Origin of the sequence: Enterococcus sp. AZ077, from assembly GCF_051714965.1 — a bacterium.
Taxonomy (GTDB): Bacteria; Bacillota; Bacilli; order Lactobacillales; family Enterococcaceae; genus Enterococcus_B; species Enterococcus_B hirae.
In genome coordinates, this window is the sequence record NZ_JBIOSX010000001.1 from 206789 (window position 1) to 233008 (window position 26220).

18 protein-coding genes are annotated in these 26220 nt (G+C 35.5%); 16 read left to right on the plus strand and 2 right to left on the minus strand.

Going from position 1 to position 26220, the window contains the following annotated elements:
- The first annotated feature begins 369 nt into the window (after positions 1–369).
- From IGL28_RS01015 to IGL28_RS01030, 4 genes are all read left to right on the plus strand, one after another.
- Entirely contained in the window at positions 370–2193 is a 1824-nt protein-coding gene (locus IGL28_RS01015) for an amino acid permease (RefSeq protein WP_010720326.1), read from the plus strand.
- Between the two features lie 159 nt (positions 2194–2352).
- Positions 2353–3063 (plus strand): hypothetical protein, encoded by a 711-nt coding sequence (locus IGL28_RS01020; protein WP_081128305.1) that lies wholly within the window; start codon positions 2353–2355, stop codon positions 3061–3063.
- A 128-nt stretch (positions 3064–3191) separates the two neighbouring features.
- Positions 3192–4223, plus strand: coding sequence for a tRNA preQ1(34) S-adenosylmethionine ribosyltransferase-isomerase QueA (queA, locus tag IGL28_RS01025; RefSeq protein ID WP_010736867.1), 1032 nt, complete (start codon positions 3192–3194; stop codon positions 4221–4223).
- Between the two features lie 746 nt (positions 4224–4969).
- Positions 4970–7606: a cation-translocating P-type ATPase gene (locus IGL28_RS01030; RefSeq protein WP_081128304.1), complete on the plus strand. Its 2637-nt coding sequence runs from the start codon at positions 4970–4972 to the stop codon at positions 7604–7606.
- Between the two features lie 105 nt (positions 7607–7711).
- Here IGL28_RS01030 and IGL28_RS01035 read toward each other — a convergent pair whose 3' ends face one another.
- Positions 7712–11590, minus strand: a complete 3879-nt coding sequence (locus IGL28_RS01035; RefSeq protein ID WP_081204157.1) for an immunoglobulin-like domain-containing protein — start codon at positions 11588–11590, stop codon at positions 7712–7714.
- A gap of 450 nt (positions 11591–12040) precedes the next feature.
- Here IGL28_RS01035 and IGL28_RS01040 point away from each other — a divergent pair, with 450 nt between their 5' ends.
- The 10 genes from IGL28_RS01040 (at position 12041) to IGL28_RS01085 (ending at position 23101) form a co-directional block, all read left to right on the plus strand.
- The gene (locus IGL28_RS01040) at positions 12041–14206 is read left to right on the plus strand and encodes an immunoglobulin-like domain-containing protein (protein ID WP_164885417.1); all 2166 of its coding nucleotides are present in this window, start codon (positions 12041–12043) and stop codon (positions 14204–14206) included.
- Between the two features lie 214 nt (positions 14207–14420).
- Positions 14421–15185, plus strand: a complete 765-nt coding sequence (locus IGL28_RS01045) for a WecB/TagA/CpsF family glycosyltransferase (protein WP_081128300.1) — start codon at positions 14421–14423, stop codon at positions 15183–15185.
- 21 nt (positions 15186–15206) lie between these two features.
- Entirely contained in the window at positions 15207–15830 is a 624-nt protein-coding gene (locus tag IGL28_RS01050) for a hypothetical protein (protein WP_081128298.1), read from the plus strand.
- A gap of 18 nt (positions 15831–15848) precedes the next feature.
- Complete coding sequence (locus IGL28_RS01055; RefSeq protein WP_081128296.1) at positions 15849–17108, plus strand: O-antigen ligase family protein; 1260 nt, start codon at positions 15849–15851, stop codon at positions 17106–17108.
- Between the two features lie 39 nt (positions 17109–17147).
- A complete protein-coding gene (locus IGL28_RS01060) occupies positions 17148–18221 on the plus strand; it encodes a glycosyltransferase (protein ID WP_081128295.1) in 1074 nt (357 codons plus the stop codon).
- A gap of 4 nt (positions 18222–18225) precedes the next feature.
- Complete coding sequence (locus IGL28_RS01065) at positions 18226–18798, plus strand: acyltransferase (protein WP_081204158.1); 573 nt, start codon at positions 18226–18228, stop codon at positions 18796–18798.
- Positions 18795–19949, plus strand: coding sequence for a polysaccharide pyruvyl transferase family protein (locus tag IGL28_RS01070; protein ID WP_164885416.1), 1155 nt, complete (start codon positions 18795–18797; stop codon positions 19947–19949). Before IGL28_RS01065 ends, IGL28_RS01070 begins: the two co-directional genes overlap by 4 nt.
- Complete coding sequence (locus tag IGL28_RS01075; RefSeq protein WP_081128291.1) at positions 19950–21461, plus strand: lipopolysaccharide biosynthesis protein; 1512 nt, start codon at positions 19950–19952, stop codon at positions 21459–21461. It abuts the gene before it with no gap.
- Entirely contained in the window at positions 21458–22459 is a 1002-nt protein-coding gene (locus IGL28_RS01080) for a nitroreductase family protein (protein ID WP_081128289.1), read from the plus strand. The genes IGL28_RS01075 and IGL28_RS01080 overlap by 4 nt, the downstream gene beginning before the upstream one ends.
- A 450-nt stretch (positions 22460–22909) precedes the next feature.
- Positions 22910–23101 carry a hypothetical protein gene (locus IGL28_RS01085; protein WP_081128287.1) on the plus strand — a complete coding sequence of 64 codons (192 nt, stop codon included), beginning with the start codon at positions 22910–22912 and terminating at the stop codon, positions 23099–23101.
- Between the two features lie 96 nt (positions 23102–23197).
- On the opposite strand, the gene IGL28_RS01090 is transcribed toward IGL28_RS01085, so the two are convergent.
- Positions 23198–24640, minus strand: coding sequence for a helix-turn-helix domain-containing protein (locus IGL28_RS01090; RefSeq protein WP_081128285.1), 1443 nt, complete (start codon positions 24638–24640; stop codon positions 23198–23200).
- A gap of 319 nt (positions 24641–24959) precedes the next feature.
- On the opposite strand from IGL28_RS01090, the gene IGL28_RS01095 reads away from it, so the two are divergent.
- Both IGL28_RS01095 and IGL28_RS01100 read left to right on the plus strand, forming a co-directional pair.
- A complete protein-coding gene (locus IGL28_RS01095) occupies positions 24960–25547 on the plus strand; it encodes a cell wall protein (protein ID WP_081128283.1) in 588 nt (195 codons plus the stop codon).
- On the plus strand, positions 25540–26211 hold the full coding sequence (locus tag IGL28_RS01100; RefSeq protein WP_081128281.1) for a class D sortase: 672 nt from the start codon (positions 25540–25542) through the stop codon (positions 26209–26211). Before IGL28_RS01095 ends, IGL28_RS01100 begins: the two co-directional genes overlap by 8 nt.
- Positions 26212–26220 lie beyond the last annotated feature (9 nt).

The window sequence follows — 26220 nt, forward strand, 5'->3', positions numbered from 1 at the left end:
ATTCCACAATGATTGATGATTGCTAGAAAAAATCACAGTCCGTTTACTTATTTTTTGGAAAGTGCTGGTTGTTCAAGTTCTACGAAAAGTAAAAGTTTTTATTGAATAGGAAAGAAAAATCTCGATGAGTGAGATGTTACATTTTTTGACAGAAAAGGAAAAAAGTCGTTGAAATGTAAGGCATTTGCTAATTTAACGTACGATTGAAAAAAATACTGTTTTTTTTCTAATTTTTTTCAATTAATTTTATGAAAGTTTATTGACTTTTATATTATGGGAGCGTACTATAACATCTTGTTTAAGATAAATTTTTTTTAATTTTGACAATAATAATTTTGAAGTAAATATGTGTGTAAAGGAGTAAAAAAATTGGACTACTTAAAAAGGTTGTTAGTAGGTAAGCCGTTGAAATCTGCTGAAAACGACGAGCATAAATTAACTCGTTTTGCCGCGTTAGCATTGCTGTCATCGGATGCCCTATCATCCATTGCTTACGGTACAGAGCAGATTGTGGTTGTTTTAGTTGCCTTGTCAACTGCAGCCATTTGGTATTCACTGCCAATTGCAGCGTTTGTTATTATTCTATTGATTTCATTAACTCTCTCTTACCGTCAAATCATTCACGCGTATCCTCAAGGCGGAGGAGCTTACGTCGTCAGCAGTGAAAACCTTGGGAAAAATGCCGGGTTGATCGCTGGAGGTTCCTTGTTGATCGACTATATGTTGACGGTAGCTGTTTCCGTGTCAGCTGGTGCCGAAGCGATTACCTCGGCAATTCCCGCATTGTATGGTCACCAAGTAGCAATCTCAGTTGCAATCGTATTGCTCTTGATGATGCTGAATTTACGCGGGTTAAGGGAATCGGCTTCTTTCTTGCTATTCCCTGTTTACACGTTCATCATTGTGATTACGTTGCTAATTGCGGTCGGACTGTTTAATATCATTACTGGTGCCGTACCATTACATGCAACAGCCTTACCTGGAGCTGCAATCCCAGGGGTGTCGATCGCATTGATTTTGCGAGCATTCTCTTCTGGTTCTTCTTCTTTAACAGGGGTTGAAGCAATTAGTAATGCCGTACCATTTTTCAAGAAACCTCGAGCAAAAAATGCAGCAGCAACTTTAACAATGATGGCTTTGATCTTAGGCTTCTTCTTTGTCGGTATCACGTTCATCAACTATTGGTATGGGATCGTACCTGAAAAAGAAGTTACTGTATTGTCTCAGATCGGGAAAGCTGTCTTTGGCCATGGCGTATTGTATTATGTATTACAATTTGCTACCGCTTTGATCTTGGCGGTTGCTGCCAATACTGGATTCTCTGCATTCCCAGTATTAGCATACAATTTGGCAAAAGATAAGTTCATGCCACATATGTATCAAGATCGTGGCGATCGTTTAGGGTACTCAAATGGGATCATGACATTAGCTTTTGGTTCGATTATTCTCTTATTTATTTTCCATGGTTCAACGGAACGTTTGATTCCGTTATACTCGATCGGTGTATTTATTCCTTTTGCGCTATCGCAAACAGGAATGGTCGTTAAATGGAAAAAAGAAGGAAAGAACTGGTTAGGAAAATCTATTGCAAATATCACAGGTGCGTTTATCTCTTATGCGATCATTGCGATTTTGTTCGTTTACCGCTTAGGTGATATTTGGCCATTCTTTATCATCATGCCAATTGTGATGTATATTTTCTATCGCATTCATGATCACTACAAAAAGGTAGCAGAACAGCTGCGACTTGAAACGGACGCCAAGTTACATGACTATGATGGAAATACCGTGCTGGTTTTAGTAGGAAATGTCACACGTGTTAACATCGGTGCGATCAATTATGCTCGTTCGATCGGGGATTATGTGGTGGCCATGCACGTGTCATTGGATGAAGATATAGCAAAAGAAAAAGAAATTGAAGCAGACTTTAAGAAACATTTTCCTGATGTCCGTTTTTCAGTTGTTCATTCTTCTTATCGTTCCATTGAAAATCCAATTATCCGCTACGTTGATCTGGTAAGTAAAAATGCCGCAAAACAAAACTATACGACGACAGTATTGATTCCACAGTTTGTACCAAACCGTCGTTGGCAAAATATCTTACACAATCAAACAAGTTTACGATTAAGACTTCGTTTATCTTGGCGAGAAAATATCGTGATAAGTACGTATAGTTATCATTTGAAGAAATAAATGTTAAAGACAAAAAAATGCTTGAGTGAGAAACTCAGGCATTTTTTTATTTATTTATTTTATAATTACAAAAAAAATAAATAAAAAAGTGTCACTTAATTGATGTATTTTTTTAGTAGAACATGTTTATCCAATTTATTTGAAGGAGCTGAAAAGACAATGGCACAATATTATAGAAATACTGAAAATGGAAAAGTCTTGACGGAAGATCAATACAAAGAAATCAAGGATCAAATGGGCCACTTTCAAAAAGTATCTGACGATCAACTCAATAAGTCAGAAATGTTGATGGCTAAAATTGCTTCAGGTGATCTAAATGATTATTCTTCTTTTTATGAAATGGAAGATCTAGCTCTAGATCCAAACATCGAAGTAGAGCCGGAAAATACACTAATAGTGATCAACATGGCGGAAGATGTTCACTGCTTAGAAGTGTTCAATAAACTTAAAAGAAATGATCTAAAACCAGATGTTGAGGTTCAACAAGTAATGTTAGCTCAACGCGCGTTTGACGAAAGAGGATTCACAGTGATGGATTTTGAGAATCTTTCAGGCGAAAAGAATGAGTGGCGTGATAGTATTTTAGGTATTATCATTGGCTTTATCGGTGGTCCATTAGGGGCGATCTTTGGCTGGGCAATTGGCGATGTCATTGGTTTTGGGCAAGCGCATCATGCAGAGAAAAAATCTAAAAATGTTTTTCATTATATTGCTAACTGTATCCCAGAAGGACAAGAAGGAGTCTTAGCAATTGTCAAAGAAATAGATGCAAAGAAATTGAATGACTTAATCACTACGGAATTTGGAGGCACAATTGAACGTTTTGAACTCAATCATATCAATGATGCAATCAAATCTATAAAAAAATAAAACGATCATTTGCAAGAAATCGGTTTGTTCGTTCGTTTCTCTTTCTTCTTTTTTCGAGTGCGGGTTTTGCCAAGGCAACAGTAAAAATGTTAGAATGACAAGGCAGAAGATAGAAAGTGAGTGACGATATGTTAACAACAGAAGATTTTGACTTTGATTTACCAGAAGAGTTGATCGCTCAAACACCACTAAAAGACCGTGACCATTCTCGGTTATTAGTTTTAGATCGTACAACTGGGGAAATGTCGGATAAACATTTCCATGACATCTTAGAAGAATTGCATCCAGGAGATGCGTTAGTGATGAATAATACACGTGTGTTGCCAGCTCGTTTATATGGTGAAAAAACTGAAACAGGTGCACACCTCGAAGTATTACTTTTGACAAATACAGAAGGAGATACTTGGGAAACGTTGATCAAACCGGCAAAACGTGCGAAGGTAGGTACACGAATTACATTTGGTGATGGTCGCTTACAAGCAGTTGTCAAAGAAGAATTAGAACATGGCGGAAGAATCATTGAATTTGAATACGAAGGTATTTTTCTTGAAACGTTGGAATCATTGGGCGAAATGCCTTTACCTCCTTATATCAAAGAACGTTTAGAGGATCCAGATCGTTACCAAACTGTTTATGCAAAAGAAAACGGGTCAGCAGCAGCTCCTACAGCTGGATTACATTTTACCAAAGAATTGTTAGCAGAAATCGAAGCAAAAGGGGTAGAACTCGTTTATTTGACACTTCACGTAGGGTTAGGAACATTCCGGCCGGTCAGTGTGGACAAGATTGAAGAACACCATATGCACAGTGAATTTTATCGTCTAACAGAAGAAGCAGCAAGTCGCTTAAATCAAGTCCGTCAAAATGGTGGCAAGATCATCGCCGTAGGAACGACTTCGATCCGTACACTTGAAACGATTGGAACTAAATTTGATGGTGAAATCAAAGCAGATAGTGGTTGGACAGATATTTTCATCACACCAGGTTATCAATTTAAAGTAGTAGAGGCCTTTTCAACAAACTTCCATTTACCAAAATCAACGTTAGTCATGTTAGTGAGTGCCTTTGCTGGACGAGAATTAACATTAGCAGCTTACCAACATGCTATTGATGAACGTTATCGCTTCTTTAGTTTCGGCGATGCAATGTTTGTCAAATAAAGATAAAAAAGCTGTTTCAATACGATTAAACAAAATGGCAGTAATTGCCCATTATAAATTATTAGTCAAAGAATCCTCAACTAGAAAAATGGGTTCTTTGACTGATTTTTTTCTATTCTTTGTTTTAGTTGGAATTAAAAAGTGTAGGAGACATGGATTCGTTTCTTGCAGAAGATAAATAAACTCAGGCGACAAAAAAAGCTGGGCTCTCGATAAGCCCAGCTCTTCGTATGCGGAAGGAATCAAATAAACAAAATAAGTGTAACTTTCCATGACCCATGCAAAGTACCGTGTTGAATTTCTTCTTGATAAACAAAAAATCTTGTTTTTGTTACATCTTCAACAGTTGAAACATCTCTTGATTCTATTCAGTTTTCAGATATTCATGTTCTTCTTTTTTACGTATCATGTTACTTCTGGTTTAGATACTGCATGATCTAACGCCTCATACGCATTCACTATTTGTAAAAGATTATACTTCACATGACCTCATTGGTGAAACCTGTACCTTTTAACAACTTTGTTTGCTTATACTAATCTATCGAGAAATTCTTTTGTTTATTTGATGGTATCCTCCTTCCTTACACTTATAATATAGCACACTTTGTTAGCGGTTGCAAAAAAGAAGCTCACGAGATATGCTTATTTTAGAGAAGCAACAAGCGGTATAGTTGAATAAGGCAATTTAACAATGGTATAGTAAAATAAGTACCTTTTTTGTGTGCTTAAAATAAAGGAGGAATAGGATGGATGATTTTAAGAAAACAGTGAAAGAAGTGGAGAGTGAAACAAAAACAACAATTGAACAGGGGTTAACGACCCAAGAAGCAGAAAAAAGAAGTCAAGAACAAGGGAAAAACAAATTTGAGGAAGCGCCTAAAGAGTCATTGGCAAAAAAGTTTTTACGAAGTTTATCTGATTTTACTACGATTATTTTACTTGTAGCAGCAGTCATTTCTTTTTATACTGCCTTTGCCACCGAACATGGGGATTTATTTGAAGGACTGTTGATCATTGCGATCGTAATCATTAATTCAGTATTAGCTATCGTACAAGAAGGAAATGCCGAAAAAGCGTTGGAATCTCTTCAGGATATGAACAAGCAAACTGCCACAGTCATCCGAGATGGCAAAGTTGAAAAAGTGGATGCTGAACACCTAGTTGTGGGAGATGTTCTGGTCTTGGAATCTGGCTCAGCCATTGCGGCGGATGCTCGATTAGTTGAAACCTCGCAATTAAGAGTAGAGGAATCGGCACTGACTGGTGAAAGTGAAGCGGTCGAAAAAGATGCAGATTATGTGAGTCAAGAAGATGATGCCTTAGGTGATCAAATCAATATGGTGTTTAAAGGGTGTACAGTCGCAGCTGGTCGTGGGAAAGCGATTGTGACCGCTATCGGGATGAAAACCGAGATGGGTAAGATCGCTGGACTATTAAATGACAACACTGCTCAAAAAACACCATTACAAATTCGATTGAATCAACTAGGTAAACGCATCAGTTTTATCGCATTAGCTGCTGCAGCGTTAGTGTTTATTATTGGTGAACTCCAAGGAGAACCCTTACTGGAAATGTTTATGACATCCATTTCTTTAGCCGTCGCTGCGGTGCCAGAAACATTGACAGTTATCGTTACATTGACTTTAGCATATGGTGTCCAAAAAATGGCGAAGAAACATGCCATTATTCGTCAGCTCCCCGCAGTTGAGACTTTAGGAACAGCCAATGTGATTTGTTCAGATAAAACGGGAACGCTGACACAAAATAAAATGCGTGTCCGCCGAGTTTGGAGCAAAGAAGATGAAGTGACTGATGTAGAGGACTCAATGACCAACAGTGCGATGGAAATCTTGAAGATGGCTGCTCTTTGTACCGATGTGACGGTCGAAAAAGAAAATGATGAATTGATTGTCAAAGGAAACCCTACAGAAGCCGCGATCGTACGAGCGGTTGAAGAAAATTATCACACAAAAGAGGAATTAGAAGAAAAGTACCCGAGAGTGGCAGAACTACCCTTTGATTCAGACCGTAAGATGATGACAACGGTTCATCAAATGGGTGAAAAATACATTTCAATTACGAAAGGCGCTTTTGACGTCCTAGCTTCGCGTTTTACTTCAGGAGACATTGAACAGGCCACGATCGTCAATGACAGTTTTGGGAAAAAAGCTTTAAGGGTCATTGCGGTAGGTTATGCTACCTATGAAGAAGAACCGCAAGAAATCACTTCAGAAGCATTAGAAAAAGATTTACGTTTGATTGGTTTGATCGGTATGATTGATCCGCCTCGTCCTGAAAGTAAAGGAGCAATCAAACGAGCGAAAAAAGCAGGAATCAAAACAGTGATGATCACAGGAGATCATGTTGTTACGGCTAGTGCCATAGCCAAAGAATTAGGGATTTTAACAAATCCAGCCGAAGCACTGTCGGGCTCAGAACTACAAGCACTATCTGATGATGAATTAGACGAACGTGTCAAAGACCTTTCTGTCTATGCTCGTGTTACGCCGGAAGACAAGATCCGGATCGTTAAATCATGGCAACGAACTGGTGCAGTAGTTGCTATGACTGGAGATGGTGTCAACGATGCACCCGCTTTGAAGGCAAGTGACGTGGGGTGTGCAATGGGAATCACTGGAACTGACGTGGCACAGAGTGCATCAGATATGATCTTGACCGATGACAACTTTGCAACGATCGTCGATGCGGTTAGTCAAGGACGTTCCGTCTATCAAAACATTCGTAAAGCGATCAACTTTTTGTTGAGTTGTAATGTCTCAGAAATTTTTATTGTGTTGATTGCGATGCTAGTGGGCTGGGGAGCACCGTTTACAGCAGTTCAATTGTTGTTTGTCAACGTGGTTGCTGATGGGTTGCCTGGATTTGCTTTGGGGCGTGAACCAGCAGAAAAAGGGATCATGGACGAAGCACCGATTCCTAAGAATGAAGGGATTTTTGCTCGAGGATTACTACAAAAAATTGCGATCAATGCGACTATATTTACGATCGTGACTTTGTTTGGTTATTATTTGGGAAGCTATGTCGATACCATTAGCCCTTGGGTCGATGCAGGACAAGAAGTTGGACAGACAGTTGCCTTTTTAGTGTTAGCATACTCGTCAATCCTCCATGTATTCAATGTGCGTAGCAGTCAGTCAATTTTCAAAGTGAACTTAGCAACGAATAAATCGTTATTGGAAATGGCGGTACTTTCATTGGTCATCACTACGGTCATTGCACTTTTACCGTTTACCCAAGAACTCTTTGGCTTAGTGCATGTTAGCTTAAACCATTGGTTGTTAGTAGGCTTTTTATCAGTCGTACCTGTGGCTGTGAATGAGTTGATCAAATTTCATCAATTGCCTGAAGCAGAAGAAGAGTAATATGGGCGTACAAAGAGCAAATATTCGCTTGATTCTTACTAAATAGCAAAAAACGGTCAAAACAGCTATGGATGTTTTGACCGTTTTTAGTTCGCGTTCTTTGTTTTATTTATTTAAAACAAGTATTCCGTGTTGTACCGTATAGGTATATATTCCAGAACTGTTGGTTTTTAAATCTGGATGATTGACGATGAAGCGTGTACCAGCTTCTTTATGAGTGATTGTCACTGTATCGCCATCTTGCAAATGAATCGTGTCCACTTTGGCTTGTTGATAGAGATTGCCAATGTAGTCTTTATCAAAAATGATGTTGTTGCCATGTTTGATCGTAATGTGCGTATATTGTCCTGTAAAGTAGAAGTGAGGTCGTCTAGGGCTTGTGCGTAATGTGGCAACGCCATGTGCGACATCTAAGGTAGCAAAGATATTATTTGATAAACCGCTCAATGTGAATTCTTGTAATTGGTTGAAGGCATTTGTCAATTTTTGTAAAAGAGCTTGTTTTTGTGAACTCTCAGGCAAAGACCTGACTTGTTTCGTTACATTATCGATATCTTTTTGCATAATTGTTGGTTTGATTAGCGTATCACTGTTGTTTTCAAACAACTGGTTGACTGTATTTGTTACATAAGTCAGATCATCAATCACTAGTTGTCCTTTTTCAACGACATAATAGTATGTTCCCGAATTATTTGGTTTTAAATTTGGATGATTGACGATGAAGCGTGTACCAGCTTCTTTATGAGTGATTGTCATTTTATCACCATCTTGCAAATGAATCGTATCCACTTTGGCTTGTTGATGGACATCCCCAATGTAGTTTTTGTCAAAAATGACGTTGTTGCCACGTTTGACCGTAATGCGTGCATATTGTCCTGTAAAGTAGACGTGAGGTCGCCCAGCGTTTGTGCGTAATGTGGCAACGCCATGAGCGACATCTAAGGTAGCAAAGATATTATTTGCTAAACCGCTCAATGATAATTCTTGTAATTGGTTGAAGGCAGCAGTTAGTTTTTGCAAAAGAGCTTGTTTCTGTGAACTATCTGGCAAATCATTGACTTGTTTCCTCACCTGATCAATATCTTTTTGCATAATTGTTGGTTTGATTAGCGTATCACCGTTGTTTTCAAATAACCGATCAACTGCTACAGATGCTTCTTTAAGATAGCTAACTAAGTCGATGTTAATCGTGCCATTATCTCTGACAAAGATATAAGGATTTTTAAGGTAGCCAGTAGTGGTCTCCAATTCAAGAGAGTAAACACCATTTGGCATATCGTTTAAGACAACTGGACCTTTATTTAGTGTGATTTCTTTATAAACCTTGTCACCATCCATAATACGCATTTTTACTCCGTCAAATAGTTTTTCATCAGTAAAATTCAAAGTAACATTACTTTTTAGATTTAAAGCACTTAACTCTTGGTTTGTAACCAACGATAAGACAGAACTTAAGCGATTGTTTTGTGTGAGTTTTTGAATCGCATCATTTAGTTTGTTATTGGGAACAACTTGTGCGAGATGAGCTACAAGCGTATCTCCATTTGATTTAGCTTGTTGCTTCGTTTCTTTAGACACGTTTAATCCCCATGAAGTTAAAACAGCTGAAAAATCATATTTTTTAGGTGATCCTAGGTTGGTGACTAACAAATCTGGAAGTGAATGAGCAGCTGGATTAAATCCAGAGGTATTTGCGAGTTCACGGTATTTTACGTAAAAATTTTGAAGTCCTTCGTTTCCAGCTTTATCGATAATGTTTGATAAAATAATCAATTTTTGTCTCGATCCTTGATTATTGAAATTTGCTGCTGAACCAGTAATGGTCGTTTTTAAGCTGTTTTCAAGGTTTGCTTTATTCCCATAACCATATAGCCAAGATTTGCTATCAGCAGTTGCTTTCCCCATGTGTTTGTAGTTATAAATGACACCATAAATGTTATTCCATACTTCACCGACTGTCATCCCTTGATTCATAAAGCTTCCTTGATATCCATGACCTGTTTCATGTAATGCTCCCCAGCCATCTGATAGCCAAGCAACAGCAGAAGAACTTGTTTGTGCGGTCCAACGTGGTCCATAATATAATCCACCAGGGCCGTTAGCATCCGCTTTATAAAAATAGCGTCGTACCGAAGAACGATTCAATGGGTTGGGATTATCATCAGATAATCCAATCAACTGATTATAAAATCCGATGATTTCATTATCATACATATCAATTACGTGAGTTAAATCTGTCTGACAAGCTTGTACTCGGTTTTCTTCAGGAAAAAAGGACTGGAATCGTTTGCCTTGAATCAAGGCGTAACCTTTCGTTTGATTCCAAGTATTTTTAAATGTATTGAGATCCGATCCTTTATGGAATTTAGGTAGCGGAAGTGTTGGGCCTTCTACTGTAAATTCAATTGTTGGTTTCTCTCCATTTGGTTGATTGTAAGGAGTATCTACAAAAGGCACAGCTAATTGTTTAGCTGCAAGTGATACTTTGTTGCTTGAAAAATCAATCGATGATTCAGTACTAGACTTGTTTGTTAATAATCGTAGTGTCAAGTTACCATGAAAATTAGGATTTGTTTGTTTAATAGTAATGATCGAACCTTGTGCTAGTTGAATACCTAGATCTTGTCGATCTTGTTCTTGTCCCATCCTGATACCAGCACTGGCTGTATTTGATGGGTAAGGAGTTGTTTGGATCTCTTGTTTGTACACTTCATCAGAAATCGAGATTTCCTTAGTAGCAAGCTGTTGATAGTATTTGTTATACAGAATAACCATTACTTTATCTTTTTTTTTAAGGTTTGCTTGGTAATATCTAAATGTGTTTTTAGGTAAGCCAGACATTGGAACGAGTGCTTGTTTTTTCCCATTGACGATAACTTGCATATAAGCGGCGCCAGTCCCTGTATAATGGCCAGAAATAAATTGTGATTTCCCCTCTGTATAAGGATCAACCTGAGTGATATTCACTATTTCTGGTTTTTGGATAGTAATATTGGCTTCCCCAACCACTCGATAATCTCCATCAAATAATTCGATCGAAACCTTGTCTGTGATTTTTAAATTATTATCGAAATAATTAAAAGTGCCTTTAGGTAAGTTGTTCGTTGCCAATAATGGTTTTTTCTCACCGTTAACGGTTAAGCGCATGTAAGCAACTTCATCCCCGGTGTAACTACCTGAGACGTGTTGAGAAGTCCCCTCGATATATGGGTCAACGTGAGTGATCGCTACTTTTTTTGCATTTTTGATTGGGATTTTTTCTGTAATCAATTGTCGATAATTACCATCGAATAATTGTAACTCAACGGTATCAGTCGCTTTCAAATTAGTGACAAAGTACTTAAAGGTACCTTTAGATAACTTACTGATATCAATTAAAGTCATTTTCTTACCATTAACAACGAGACGCATGTAGGTCACCCCGTCACCGGTATAGGATCCAGTGACGAAAGAGGTATTTCCTTCCACATAAGGATCGATTTTGGTTACTTTGACAGGAACCATTTTTTTAATGACGATAGCTGTTTCTGAAAGAATTTTATAAGTTGAATCAAATAGTTGCAACGTCACGTGATCAGTGGTTTTTAGTCCAGAAATGTAATATTTAAAAGTTCCTTTTGGTAATCCTTTCATTGAAAGGAGAGTTTTCTTTTCCCCGTTAACGAGGATCCGAATATAGGCAGGTGCTTCGCCAGTATAAGTACCTGAGATGAATTGATTATCCCCTTCAACGTAAGGATCAATTTTGGTAACTTTAAATGATTGTTGTGACGGGATTGTTGATTGATTAGAAATAGAGGGTTTTTTTTGACTTGTGTTATTTTGATCTTTTTGATTCGTGTTAGCTAATGAGTGCGTTTCAGCTGCATAAGCGATAGCTGTCCCTGAACTAACAAGACTAGAGAGTAGTAATATGCTAGTTGCAGATATTGAGATAAAGTGGTTTTTAAGTTTTTTTGATTTTATTCTTTTTTGGTTAGGCATAAGTGTATCTCCTTTAATCGTGTCTATTTCTATTCTTTTCTAGTTTTCAATAGAATAATCATAAAGAAAGAAAATAAGATATTTTTTTTATTTTTGAAGCTTTATTCTAGAATGTTATTCTAAAAAAAAAATGAAATGTCACACATGTTGCTGGCTGTACTGAATAGAGATGGAAATACTTCTTTTATTCGTCAGTTTAAGTCGGCTCTATGTCGGGGAGAATTATCTATTGGATATATTTAGTAGCTATCAGTCTTGGCTTTTCTTCGTTAATTATTTCTAAATACTTTATCTAAAAAGGAAAAAATTAAAAATAGATACGTCGTTTTTTTATTTTTTTTGAAACTATCGTTACTGCTTTGTAAATATAAAGGAAAATACAGTAATTAACAGGTGCTATCATTTCTAGTGTACAAAATATTTTTATTTAAAAAAGGGGGATTCATGAAAATGAATTATAAGAAAAGTTTATTTATTACTTTATTATCTGTTTCAGTTTTAGGAGCAGCAACGACAACACATGTTTTTGCTGAACAAAATGACAAAACAGGTGTTTCAGCACCAGCAAAACCAACGGAAAAAGCAGGTGCTTCAGTTACAGCTCCTACAGTTGGAAAAGCAACAACACCTGCCAAACAAAACGTATCTATTACATTGTCTGACTATGTTGTTGGGCGTAGTTTATATATTACTGGTACGTATAATAACACGAATGCAGTTTATGTACGTGCTGAAGTCAACGGACAAAAGAAAACACTCGTGTCTTCAAAAGAATTAGCCAGTGGCAAAGTCAACTATTATGTAGGAAACCTGAAAGCAACTGACAAAGCTGAAATTATCTTATTTAATAAAGATTATCAAGAAATCGGTCGTCAACAAGTAAAGATCACTGAGCCAGTGAAAACTCAAATTAATTTAGAGCCATATGTGATTGGCCGTAGCCTAAATATTACGGGTAACTACAATGGAACCAATGCGGTTTACATGCGGGCAGAAGTCAATGGACAAAAGAAAGGACTTGTGTCTTCAAAAGGGCTAACTAGTGGCAAGATCAGCTACTATGTCGGCAATTTAAAAGCAACGGATAAAGCTGAGATCGTCTTATTCGATAAAAACTACCAAGAAATTGGTCGCCAACAAGTGACCTTTACTGAACCAGTCAAAACAGTTGTCACATTAGATAAATACGTGGTAGGAAAAAGTTCAACAATCAGTGGAACCTATAATGGAACCAATGCAGTGTATATGCAAGCTGAAGTAAATGGTAAAAAAGAAGCTTTTATCCAATCAAAAGGGTTAGCAACCGGTAAAATCAGTTACTATGTTGGAAAATTGAATACAGGTGATCAAGCTGAAATTATCTTGTTTGATAAAAACTACCAAGAAATTGGTCGTCAAAAAGTCGCAATCGATGGCCCCGCACAAGTGTTGATGAAATTAGATAACTATACGATTGGTCGTAGTACAAACATTACAGGTACGTATAATGGAACCGATGCGAAATATATCCAAGCAGAAGTAAATGGTAAAAAAGAGGTCCTTGTACAACCAAAAGAATTAGCTAATGGAAAAATCAACTACTATGTTGGTAATTTAAAAGTTGGGAGCAAAGTTGACCTTATTTTATACAACAAAGATTACCAAGAAATTGGCCGTCAACAAGTTACACTAGTAGAACCAGTACCAATCAAATTTAATTTAGATAATTATGTGTTAGGTGACAGCAACAGTATCACAGGTACGTATGATGGAACCAATGCGGTTTACATGCAAGCACAAGTGAATGATAAAAAAGAAGCTTTGGTAAAATCAAAAGAGTTAGCCAGTGGCAAAATCAACTATTATGTTGGCGAATTAAAAGCAACGGATAAAGCCGAAATTATCTTGTTTGATAAGAGTTACCAAGAAATCGGCCGTCAACAAGTTAACGTCGTTAAACCAACACAAGTCAAAATGACATTAAATAATTATGATATTGGTAAAAGTACAGCAATTACCGGCACTTACGAAGGAACCAATGCGGTTTACATGCAAGCGGTAGTCAATGGTGAAACAAAAGATTTACAATCTTCAAAAGAATTAGAAACTGGTAAGATCAACTACAACCTTAGCGGATTGAAACAAACAGACAATGTACAGCTTGTTTTATATAACAAAGGACATCAAGAAATTGGTCGTCAAGCTGTGTCGTTTTCTGTCAACCAAGTATTTTATGTTTCTGGTATACCTATAGGAGGTGGCAATAGTGATAAAGTATTGGTTTCAACTGAAAATCAACACATGACTATTACCAATAATGCAGGTGTTAGACCAGGAACCGTAGGGCCAATGCATAATGGTTTCGGTCATGCTCCTTACTTCACTTTAAAAGTAACTGGACCAAATGGTGACACAATTTATAATAATACTTGGTACGGAGATACACTTGTTCCAAGTGCTGGTACAGTTGCATCCTTTAAAGTGCCAAATGGTAGTACAGTCAGTGTGTATCATGCAGAAGGCTATACTCGTTATAGTACCAATGATAATGATGCTTTAAGAAGTAAAACGGGAACGAACTACACTTACAAAATGGAAAATGACCGTTTAGTATTGGTAAGTGTTGTACAAGGTTAATACATTTTATGTGAATGATTAATGAAAAAGATCGAAGGAGTTGTTTCCTTCGATCTTTTTTTATAGAGAAAGAGTTCAGCTTATTGATCATCTACATGGCATACAATATTTTTATCATAATCAGAAAAAAATATAAAAAATAAAGAAAAAATATTTTTGTTTCTTCTTTATACTAAAAAAGTATTTTTACAGTACTGAAACAGGAGGCGAAGAGATGGGGCATTTGACTAGAGAGACGTTATTTGATGTGCAAATTGATGCGGTAACGATGGAAGAATTGATAGTTCTCATTGATGAAAAAATAAAGACTAATAAACCAACACATATTTTGGGAATCAATGCAGACAAGATCAACGAGTTACAACAAAATGACTCTTTGCAACAAGTGGTTCAAAAAGCTGAGATCGTTCATGCTGACGGGGTATCGATACTGCTGGCTGCGCATCTATTGAATAAACAAGTCCCCGAAAGGATTGCTGGGATTGATCTAATGCAATGGTTACTAGATTTAGCTCAGGAACGTCAGTATACCGTTTATTTTTTAGGAGCAAAAGAAGAGACAGTCAATAAAATGAAAACAAAACTGTTAGAATACTGGCCTAAACTTCCCGTTGTTGGCATAAGAAATGGGTATTTCTCAGAAAGCGAATGGGAAAACGTTGCATTAGAAATCAAAGAAAGTCATCCACAATTGATTTTTGTGGGGATTTCTTCTCCTAAAAAAGAATATGTGATTGATTATCTCATGAATCAAGGGATCGATGCTGTGTTTATGGGCGTCGGTGGCAGTTTTGATGTGTTGGCTGAAGAAATAAAAAGGGCGCCACTTTGGGTCCAATACTGTCATTTAGAGTGGTTTTTTCGGATGATTCAAGAACCAAGAAGATTGTTTAAACGCTATATGTTTGGCAATCTCAAGTTTTTGAAATTAATAGCAACAGAAAAAATTAAAGCGAAAAAAAATGGAATTGTTAAGTAAAGAGAGTGGTGAACAGAAGATTTGGATAAAAAAGAAGTTATAGCCTTATTAAAAAAAGCGATCATTCCAATTATTTTAGTTGCTTGGGTATCAGCTTTTGTCAGCGTAGTTGCGATTAAATATTTTAAACTACTGCCAGAAAACTATGTGGTACAAAGCCAACTAGTAGTCAATCCGAAAACATCAGAAAAAGAAGACAGTGTAAAAAGTATGGATCTTTTAAAATACAACGAGAACTACAGCCTGCTTGTCTATAGCTCTTCTTTTCTTGAAAAAGTGGCCAAGAAATTTGACAATCCCCAATATAGTAAAGATCCGTTGAAATTAAAACCAAAAATCAAAGTCTTGTATTCTCCAACATCGCAAGTCTTAACATTGCAAGTCAACATGGATGATGAAAAAGAAGGAATTAAATTAGCCAATATCATGTTAGAAGAATTACGTAAAGAAGGAAACAAACTTTTTTCTCATAGTGATTTAACGGTATTAAGCCAAGCTGTAACGACCAATAAAATCAGTTATAGTACAAGTTTGCTTTTAATGGTATTAAGTTTCATTTTCTTTGCGATTTATTTATCAGTTTTCTTGTTTTATCAATACAAGAAAAAGCACAAACATAGTAAAAATAAAAAACGAAGAAGATAAGAAAAATTGGTGTGGTAAATGACAAAATTAAGATTGAATAAAGTAATTCTAATCGTTTTTCTCCTTATGCCGATCATCGAATCTCTTAATGGCTATTTTTACGAAAAAGGTATTTCTGATGCCTATCGTTTTCTTTTGATGATTTTGATTATCGGTTATTTTATACGATTTGGGCAACGTTTATCGTGGTATATGCTTAAATTTATGTTACTCACATGTATATTCCTCCTCGTTTTAGTTATCCAGTTTCTTTGGTTGCATAAAAACCAAGGGGTATTCATGACGGATATCAAAAGTGTGTTAAGAATATTATTGGCACCAATGTATCTAGTTTTCTTTTATGAGGCATTACACGCTAAAAATATCAGTTATACAGATCTTAGAAATTTACTTTTAGGTTATAGCCTATTGTATAGCTTATTAGTCGTTATCCCATATTTGCAAGGTGGTGGCTATGTTAGCTATGACTTTGACGGAAATGGGTTGGTGTCGAATGTCTCAGAAGTAAAAGGGATTGGCTGTAAAGGCTATTTTATCGAACTCAACTCATTGATTGCTATATTAAGTGCGTGTTCTTTTTTCATAAAAAATATGATTATCAAGTTTATCAACAAAAAACAAAACAATCAGTTGTTGCTAGCCACTGTGATCTATATTTTATTGATTGCGGCTTTATTTATTACAGCAACAAAACTTGGGATCGTTCTTGCTTTTTTATGTTCAGGTATTCTGACTATCCAAATATTACAATGTAATATTTTAATCAAGCAAAAACTATTTATCGTGCTATTCATTAGTTCTTTTTTGATTATTCTCCGATTGTTACTAGGGAATTTATTTACAGAAGTTCTTTCTAGGTTGGATTATTTTTATGGGCAATCGGAAGGGGATCTTCTAAACGTGATTACCAGTAATCGATATAGTTACTTGATCGAAAGTTTGAAGGAAATTGATCAATCGGGTCATAGCACATTTATTGATTTCTTTGGAGCAGGTTACTATTCTTCCTTTTCTTTAAGCGGCTTTAAGCGAAGTATTGTCGAAATGGATTGGTTTGATTTGTATTTTTCATATGGAATTATCGGGTTCACTTCATATTTGTACTTTTTTAAAGATGCTGTTTTCGCGTTGTTTTCCTCCAAAAGGAATGAGATGAAAAGTATGTTGCTTATTTTTCTTTTGTATAGCTTCTTAGGAGGGCACATTATTGTTAATTCTATGACTGTTACTTTTTTAGCTATTTGTTTGAGTTATTCAAGCGATAGCTATGAAATTTAGGTTCATTCTTGCATAAAAAATATAAATGAGGTCCAGAGCATGATACTGATTATATCGAATATGTATCCATCAAAAAAATATCCTAATTATGGTGTGTTTGTGAAAAATTTTTATGATGAATTGTCACAAACACAAGAAACCAGAATCGTCTATTTGACGAAGACCACGAACAAGTGGAAAAAAATAATCCATTATTTAAATTTTTATCGCAAGGTTTTTAGCCAATATGTGTTTGGTCATTATGATGTCGTTTATGTACATTATGCTGGCTATAATGCTCCACCTATTTTGTTGGCAAGATTATTCAATAAAAAAACGAAGTTGATTGTCAATGTTCATGGTAGTGATGTCACACCAGAAAAAAAGTTAGAAGAAAAAACTAATTTTTTAACCAAACATCTCGTGAAACAAGCCGATTTGACTGTAGTACCCTCTAGCTACTTTGAAGAAATTGTGAAAGAAAAATATGGCGAAGTATCTCCCCTATACATTTCACCTTCTGCAGGCATTGATCTTCGTCTTTTTAATGATCAAAGTAAATCGGTCTCGCAAGAACGACCATTCACGATTGGGTATGTCAGTCGCATTGATAAAGAAAAGGGCTGGGATCTTTTATTGTATGCTTTCCAACAACTACTTAAAGAAAACCAACGATTACGTTTAATTATGGTAGGTGATGGCGCTCAAAACGAAGAGGCAATCGCTTTGATCAAACAATTAAAACTGGAAGATCATGTTGAAAAAACCAATTGTTTGTCACAACAAGAATTAGTAAAGATCTATTCTTCTTTAGATGTCTTTGTATTTCCAAGTACTCGTGCAGGGGAAAGTTTAGGCTTAGTTGGTTTAGAAGCAATGGCTTGTGGGACACCGGTCATCGGTAGTGAATTAGGTGGAATCAAAACTTATCTGGAAGATGGAGAAAATGGTTTTCTATTTAAACCAGGGGATCAAGCGGAATTGGTAGTTGCAATTAATAAGTATCAAGCATTGCCGATAGAAACTAAGCAACAGTTTTCAAAAAATGCTGTAGCAACAGCTAAAAAATATGATCGTAAAAAAGTAAATAATCAATTGATTGACAAAATTATTGAAGTTTCTGAGAAGAGGTAAGACGTTGAAAAGCATTTACTATCTATTGTTTTATTTGACTAATTGTTTTACGGTTCCTTATCGATTGACTTCGATTGATTTTTTTTATCGGAAGACAAGGGAATGGCTGGCTAGAAAGTTGTTTAGTTTTGCTGGTCAAGATGTTGTGATTCGACCAAAATTAAAAGTATCCTATCTAAGTGAAATTTCTATTGGGGACCGTTCTTCTCTAGGAGATCGAAATATGATTGTTGCTGCTGGTGGCCTTGAGATCGGTGTAGATGTAATGGTCGGTCCTGAAGTGATGATCTTTACCCAGAATCATGAAATTACGCCAACTGAAGTGAAATTGATTGAGGGAAGCATTCAAATGAAAAAAGTAACGATTGCTGATGATGTTTGGATCGGTGCTAGAGCAATTATTTTACCAGGAGCGAAGATCGGACGGGGAACAGTGATAGCGGCAGGAGCTGTGGTTCCTGGTAAAGAGTATCCAGAAAATGTCGTTTTAGGCGGTAATCCAGCCAAAATAATCAAAAAAAGAAGTTCGACGAAAGAAACTCAACGGAAGAACGAAATGGAAGGAGTATTCAGGTGAAGAAAATAGGTATTATCACGTTAAATGGCGAATTTAACTATGGTAATCGACTCCAAAATTTTGCTTTACAAAAAGTTTTGGAAAGTTATGGAGTTGAAGCAGAAACAATAGTGATCAGACCGAGCAAATTCGATAAGTTGAAAAAAGAATGTTGGTTCGGTGAAATCCGCAGTATCGATGATCTTGGACAAATGTTCAAGAAAAACATATCAAAGATTACGCTAAAAAGTATCAAACGAAGAAAAAATTACCAAGAAATGCAAGCAGCAAAATGGTCCACGATTGAACAATTCAGTCAAAAAAAAATCAAGACGTTGCGAGTAGATAAAAAATATTTGAGCCAATTATCATTGCATTTTGATTTGTTTATCGTCGGGAGCGATCAAGTCTGGAATCCCAATATTATTGAATTTGATTCGATCCATTTCCTCGACTTTGCACCATCAGAAAAAAGGTATAGTTATTCTGCCAGTTTTGGTGTTGATCACTTACCCTCTAAACCAACGCTTTTAAAACCTCATTATACTAGTTACCTAAAACAAATGAATTATATTTCCGTACGTGAAGCTTCTGGAGTGATGATCGTCGAAGAATTGATCGGCAGAAAAGTGGATGTTGCTCCTGATCCAACGTTGTTATTGAGCAAAACCGAATGGCAAAAAGAGTTGACGATCACCGAAAATCAAGAAGAACAGTTTGTGTTGATTTATTTTGTTAGCGAAATCTCTGTAGAAATCATGCAAGAAATCCAACGGTTTGCGAAAGAGAAAAATTTAAGAATCCTTCAAATTATGGGCGATACTTTTAGCAGTGATCGGATCATTGTTGACCCGCAACAATTTGTCTCGATGATTGCCAAAGCTCAATATGTATTCACGGACTCTTTCCACGGAAGTGTCTTCTCAATTATCATGCAAACGCCGTTTTTCGTTTATGAGCGAACGGATCATAAGGGAACTTATACTCGTATTGAGCATTTAGCAGAAAAATTTTATATGAGATGTGCGCTGGTTTCTTTAGGTGATCGTTTAACCGAAAAAGAAACGTTGTTTGATTTTGATCGTGCAAAGATCGTCCTGGAGAAAGAACGAGAACGCGGAAAGCAGTTGATCGAACAAAATATTTTGACTCATAGCAAGGTTGAACAATAGATGACAAATCGGAGTAAAGGCATTGTTTTATCCTACCTGACAGTACTTGTAAAAAATCTTTCCTTATTACTTTATACTCAAATATTGTTAAAATTTTTGGGGAAAAGTGAGTATGGACTCTATCAAATTGCAAATTCTGTTATTAGCAATTTGACGTTATTGAATTTAGGTTTTTCATTTGCTTATATCAAATTTTATACAGGCTTTGCGGTGAAAAACGAAGAAAAAAAAATCCAAAAACTGAATGGAACCTATTTGCTTTTTTTCGCCATTATTTCCTTGTTGGCTGGGGTGATCGGTGGAATACTTGTTCATAATAGTCCTTATTTGTTGCCTTCATCTTCCATTGAAGAGCAGAAAAAATTAAAGAGTTTGATGTTGTTCATGATTCTTAATGTCGGCTTGACTTTTCTGAGTGCAACCTTTGAATCGAATATCTTAGCTAATGAACGTTTTGTTTTTCAGCAGATTAGACAAATGTTTCAATCAGCTTGTTTGCCGTTACTTACTGTCCCAGTTTTGTATTTTTTTCATACTAATATCGTCACGATCGTGATTATCCAAACGGTGATTACATTAGTGAGTTTGCTATGTAATGTTTACTTTTGTATCCAAAAACTTCGGATGAGAATAACATTTAGACAGTTAGAATTTTCATTTATGAAAGAAATCGGTATTTTCTCATTTTTTATTTTTTTGAATCAGTTGTTCAATCAAATCAACGATAGTGCACCAATTTTTACACTGGGAGTTCTATCAAATACTAGACAAGTAGCGGTTTATTCGATCGTGAACCAGTTAAAAGCTTTGTTTCTAACATTTTCTCAAGTATTGACAACCATTTTTATTCCCAAAGTCAATCGGTTAGTTCATCAATCTAATGATAATCGTGAATTAACACATCTCATGATCAAGATCGGGCAGTATCAGTTGTTAGTTCTCGGTTTGTTTTTAGGTGGTTTCATTCTATTAGGAAAAATGTTTCTATTCTTGTGGTTAGGTGAGGGGTTTGACGAAGCTTACTACTTGTTGATTTCAATCGTGATTCCATTACTGATTCCATTATCACAGAATATTGCGATTGAAATCCAACAAGCACGAAATCAACATTTCTTTCGTTCAATCATGTTGACGATTTTTTCTTTTTTGAATATCGCTATCACTGTTGTATGTGTCAAGCAAGTTGGAATCAACGGTGCAACAATTGGGTACATTTTTAGTTTGGTCGTCGGTTATGGCTTCGTCATGAACTGGTACTATCATAAAAAAATGAATTTGAACATGATGTTGTTTTGGAAAAAAATGCTACCAGCTATTATTCCCACTATACTAGCCGTCTTTATTAGTAAATTACTTTTAACAATTTTTTCAATCAGTAATATCCCGACATTCTTGTTCATGGGCATAGTCTATTGCAGCGTTTATGGTTGTAATGTCTTTTTGTTTATGCCCCATGTGTCTCAACAATTACTTGGGTTACTTACTAAAAAAGAAAAGAGGTATCGGCGATGAGAAATAAAATAAAAGAGAGTATTCCAAAACCAATGTTGGAACAGCTTAAGATTATTAGGAACTATGGCAGAAGTATCTCATTATTTAGGAAAGACAAACAACGTTTTCTACGTTATTTTTCAAAGATAAATACTCATGAAGAAGATCAATTAAAAGCTCGTTTACTGTTCTTTAGTCATTCAGTTGAAAAAGGCTTATCTAGAGAAAATTTTCGGTATGGATTTGGTCAAAAAGTCATCCCGGAATTATATGGATTGATCCAAACGTATCACGAATTAGGCTATGATCAAGAAGATGAGACCTATTTAAATGCAGTGTCTGTAGTGGACGAATATATCAAGATCCATGAAGAAAAACATTACGATCTAAGCGATCGGATCAATGTGGCTGAATTTAAAAAAAATTATTGTCGGAACAAATTTGAATTTGGCGGAGTAAAAGCAGTTAATCGTTCTGCTTCAAATGAAAACCAAACGAAGAACTTTAAAGAACTAGCACTCAACCGTAATAGTGTGAGAGATTATCAAGATACTGCGGTGGACTTAGAGAAAATCAATGAAGCGATTCAGATTGCAACGAAATCTCCTTCCGTTTGCAATCGGCAAAGTACACGTATTCGTGTCATTCGTGACTGTTCGCTCATCAAGAAAGCATTAGACATCCAGGGCGGGTTTAAAGGGTATCCTTTACCACCTTGCTTATTGATGATCACCACAGATACACGCTATTTTATCGATGTGACGGAACGTAATCAGGTATACGTAGACGGTGGGTTATTTGCAATGTCCCTTTTATATGCGTTAGAGTATGAGGGGCTAGCAGCCTGTGCATTGAATACGATGTTCGATCCCAAAAGAGAAAGTGCAACGCGAAAGTTATTAGGAATCAATGAATCTGAAAATATGATCATGTATCTAACTGTGGGGAACTTTAAAGATAATTATCAGGTACCCAAATCACACCGATTGAGTGTAGAGCAAATCGTAAAATATTTATAATAAAATAGAAGGCCAGAAAGGTTAAAATTTATTGACATAAAGATAGTAAGACGAAAGAGACACTCAGTAAATACTAGGTGTCTCTTTCGTGTGATTAGATGAGATGGTGTGAAGAAAATTGACCTTGACCTTTAAATCAAAAATATCTCGAGTGGGAGAAGCTATAACTATATTTTTTGACAGATCAGGTAAGCTCTAATTAAACCTATAGTTAAGATATGACTCTTACGATATTAGTATAAAGTCTATTTTTCTACTTTTTTTCTTCCTTTTTAAACGATAGTAAAGAGACCAACAAAAATAAAAAATAGTCGTAGGAATATCAACAAAAAAAAGCAGTACTTTTCATGTTTTTAATTGTAAAAGTTAAATAATAAAAATAAAAAAACACTGTCATTCTATATAATAAGAAACATAAAATAATAAATAATCGAAGAGGAATGATAGACAATGGAAGTGAAAATTGGTACAGTCATCTCGGCACCTTCAGTGTCAGGAACGCTTATTAAAGGAGAAATTATCAATATATTGAAACATGTCGTCGTTGTTTCGGCAGATGTGGATCATTATGTCGTAAAAAAAGAAAAATTGTTTGCTAACGGTTATACATTAAGTAATGAAGATATGACTATGGATGATTAACTTAATATATTAGTCATAAAAAATGTCAAGAAAAGAATTTATCGTAAAAAAGGAGATTGAGACAAGTTTTGTCTAAATCTCCTTTTTTACGATCTTTTATTCAAAATTCATTATACATGAAGCAATATCTTTGATATCAGAGAGCAAGGAACTTAATGAGATCGGATAAATTTTTTCGTTTTTCATACTTTCTTCATCAAGCAGGGTGCGCTCACAAATAATCAGATGGTCTGATTTCATGATATATTGTGGAACATCTTCTAGTGAATAATACAGTGTCGTATCGAGAATCACATCACTTAATGAAAGTTTTTTCTCCAATGATTTCCTAAATGTAATATGTGAGAGTTCACTTTCTGCGACAATGATGACTCCGATTTTATGTTTGCTGCCGTTCGTCAATACAAAAGAAGTCAGTTGACAAAAAGCTTGTAGATGGAAATAAGGGATGTAGCGAATAGGCGTTTCCAACTCTTGCCCCCATTTTTTAAAAATCTGTTTCACACGTTGTAGTAATTCCATTTGCTGAGCACTTAAAAAAGTATGTTTTGTTACCAAAAAATTACCGATATTCAAGGCACAGGTATAAAGCAAATTAAATAACGGTACCTCAAACAAAATATCTCCATAAAGATTAACTCCAAACTCTTTTTCAAACAATTCAATCAGTACATCGATTTCTTTAAATTCCGTAACTAATCGATTGCGAACATACTGATAATCTAAATCGATCATAAAATAGTTCGGTGAATTATATGGTAGCGTACGATAAATAATGGATAAATAAGCAATTTCTTCTTTTTTCAATGTTTCATCATCTTCAGACTCATTGAAAATATCTTGGAACATATTAAAAATAAGCGCATTTTCCAGAATGTTCATTGTTTCTGAAGGAATAACAATAGGATTGCTTGTTCGGCGAGACAAGGCTAAATAAACGGATAGTTTTAAAAAGGTATATTGTGTTTTATTAAGACGATTTGACAAGATATTTAGAATTACATCTGTGTAATGTTCTGCTTTAGCCATAATGTCCCAATTAACTTCTGAATTTAAATAATCACAGCGCATCCAAATCGATAAAATCAAAAAACGATATTGTAATTCATAAGTTTCTTCAGGATTATCGGACAAGGGCAAAAGCGCTTCTGCAAAATAATTTTCGACATCTTTCTTGATTTTAAAGGCTTTGGTTACTGATAAAAACTCTTCATCAACGAGCGTTAAATAATCATATTCACCAATGATGTAGCGGGAACAAACCTTTAAAAAATTAGAATCTTGATAGATGATTTTGATCAAATCATAACGGCGGATATTCGGTTTAAAAAAAATCAGGATATGACTACTTGTCATTTTGTAAAATTTTATTTCATTTTCTAGTAAAATAGATAACTTCTGGAAATCTGATTTGATCGTGTTAAATGTGACCCCTAATCGCTCTGCGGCCTCTCCTACATTTATTCGTTTTAGTTCAAAAGCAAATTCAATTAATTTAACTTTTCTAATAATATCTTTTTCGATGTAATCTTCAATCACATTGGGACCTCCCTAAGTCTTTCATTTACTAACTATAAAAATACGCTATTTAAATAACGTTGTTTTTTTTACTTTTTATACCGTTCTATCCAATTAAAGAAATAATAAATAATTTTTGTAAGAGAATGAAAATGAAATCATATCTAAATAGAAGAATAAGTGGGTTTCTAGAAATTGGGGAGAGATTTTAATTAAGAAGTACTTTTTTAGGTTATTTTAAGATAATTTCATCTTTTATAAAAAACAAAGAAAAATGGATCTGTAGATGCTAGATAGAATAAATAATGTAATAAATATAGAAAAGAAGGAGAGAAATTCTATGGAAAAATTGAAAAATACACTTTGTGTTGTTGCAACGATTTTATGTTTGTTGTTACCAACAGCGGTTCATGCAGATACGCAAGGGGCAATTACCAATGCCGAAAATGGAATACTGAAAGAACTCCAAGAAGGGGTCACTGTTAAAGGAAAAGCCTTTCATTTCGATCAGACAGATATTACTCAAGCTGAAAATTATTTAAAAGTACATGATTTGTCAGATAACGTTGCAGTTGAAGTGTCCAATTATTTAAAACAAGCACGAACATTAATCATGGATAATGCGGAAAATATTGATGTTCAATCTGTTGACTCATTAAAACAATTGATTAAATCCTTGCCAAGACCCATTGTTGAACAATTAAAACAAATTGTTATCGAAATTGGCAAACTGCTAGATCTAACTGTTACATTCTATCGAGATGGTGTAACGATCGTAGACTCATCAGGCAATCCAGCTTATTCGACGGGGAATGCAATTAAACAAACGGGTGGGAATTATACAATGAGTGCGGTCACAGCAGGAGCATTAGGAATGGTTTCTATTGTTGCTTATGTTGTAGCGCGTCGGCGTGAGTATCGTGTGTAAAAAGCAATTAGTGAAACAGATTGGGCTAGGATGTTTGATTTCGATCTGTTTCTTTATCCTAAATTATTGTTTTGTTTATCTTGTTGCAAGGCCAGTGATTCAATTTGTTTCATCGTCTATTCAGGTGTTATTACTCTCAGAGGCGCCTAATTTTGAACGAACGTTTTCAACCGGCAACATTAAAAAAACTTCGACAAATCAAGCGGAAATCAATTCAAGTCAAATTCAATTTCCTAAATACGGTGAACACTATGGTGAGATTAGTATTTCTACCCTTAAATTAAAGGTGCCTCTTTACTTTGGCGATTCAGAATCCATTCTTCGTGAAGGAGCGGGTCAGTATATGGGGTCTGTTTTTCCTGGAGAAATCGGGACAACTTTGATTGGTGGACACAATATTGATTCTTTTGGAAAACTATTGAATCTCCAACCAAATGAACAAATAGACATCCAGACAACTTATGGAAACTATCACTATACAGTGACCGATAAAAAAGTGGCTAATAAAGCAGATTGGCAAATTGCAAAGGAACTAAGGCAACAAAAAAATCGTGAATTAATTCTTTATACGTGTTATCCAATCGATAGCCTCGGTTTGACAAACGAGCGTTTATTTATAACAGCAAATTTAATTTCTGGACCTAAAATCAATGAAAATAACTAATAAAGGACT

Bases quoted from the DNA above. Each gene is read 5' to 3' on its own strand.
- IGL28_RS01020 (WP_081128305.1), top strand. From the start codon at position 2,353: ATGGCACAATATTATAGAAATACTGAAAATGGAAAAGTCTTGACGGAA.
- queA (WP_010736867.1), top strand. From the start codon at position 3,192: ATGTTAACAACAGAAGATTTTGACTTTGATTTACCAGAAGAGTTGATC.
- IGL28_RS01030 (WP_081128304.1), top strand. From the start codon at position 4,970: ATGGATGATTTTAAGAAAACAGTGAAAGAAGTGGAGAGTGAAACAAAA.
- IGL28_RS01035 (WP_081204157.1), bottom strand. From the start codon at position 11,590: ATGCCTAACCAAAAAAGAATAAAATCAAAAAAACTTAAAAACCACTTT.
- IGL28_RS01040 (WP_164885417.1), top strand. From the start codon at position 12,041: ATGAATTATAAGAAAAGTTTATTTATTACTTTATTATCTGTTTCAGTT.
- IGL28_RS01045 (WP_081128300.1), top strand. From the start codon at position 14,421: ATGGGGCATTTGACTAGAGAGACGTTATTTGATGTGCAAATTGATGCG.
- IGL28_RS01055 (WP_081128296.1), top strand. From the start codon at position 15,849: ATGACAAAATTAAGATTGAATAAAGTAATTCTAATCGTTTTTCTCCTT.
- IGL28_RS01060 (WP_081128295.1), top strand. From the start codon at position 17,148: ATGATACTGATTATATCGAATATGTATCCATCAAAAAAATATCCTAAT.
- IGL28_RS01075 (WP_081128291.1), top strand. From the start codon at position 19,950: ATGACAAATCGGAGTAAAGGCATTGTTTTATCCTACCTGACAGTACTT.
- IGL28_RS01080 (WP_081128289.1), top strand. From the start codon at position 21,458: ATGAGAAATAAAATAAAAGAGAGTATTCCAAAACCAATGTTGGAACAG.
- IGL28_RS01085 (WP_081128287.1), top strand. From the start codon at position 22,910: ATGGAAGTGAAAATTGGTACAGTCATCTCGGCACCTTCAGTGTCAGGA.
- IGL28_RS01095 (WP_081128283.1), top strand. From the start codon at position 24,960: ATGGAAAAATTGAAAAATACACTTTGTGTTGTTGCAACGATTTTATGT.